1 protein-coding gene is annotated in these 471 nt (G+C 45.4%); it reads left to right on the plus strand.

Going from position 1 to position 471, the window contains the following annotated elements:
- Nucleotides 1-471, plus strand: a 471-nt coding sequence (locus tag IDG65_RS14225; protein ID WP_206174217.1) for a toprim domain-containing protein, incomplete at both ends; no start/stop codon positions are given.

Consider the following 471-nt stretch of genomic DNA (forward strand, 5'->3'; position numbering starts at 1 on the left):
ATATTGAACGTGTCGCTACAGAAGTCATCCTTTGCTATGATGGTGACCAGGCAGGAATCAATGCAACGAATCGCGGGATTGATCTTTTACAAGAACATAGCCGCGTGAATCTCTCCGTCGTTCGAGTCCCTGAACGTCTGGACCCGGATGATTATGTGCGAAAGTATGGTACAGAGGCCTTTTTCAAACTGGCCATGCATGGCAGAGAAACGGTGTTTGCATTCAAAATGGACTTTCATCGTGCCAATCGCAATTTGGCCAATGAAAAAGAACAGATCGATTATGTCCAAGAGGTCTTGCAAGAATTACAGCATGTAGATTCTTTGCTAGAACAAGACCGATACTTGACACAACTTTCAACTGAATTTCATATTAGTCGAGAAACACTACAGACGCAATTGCGTCAGTTAAAACAGACGCAGCCGACCCCAACGCCTTCACCGCCAGTTCGTGAAGCAGTGAGTGTAGCAC

Source organism: Staphylococcus sp. EG-SA-17, assembly GCF_017151845.1.
Lineage (GTDB): Bacteria > Bacillota > Bacilli > Staphylococcales > Staphylococcaceae > Staphylococcus > Staphylococcus aureus.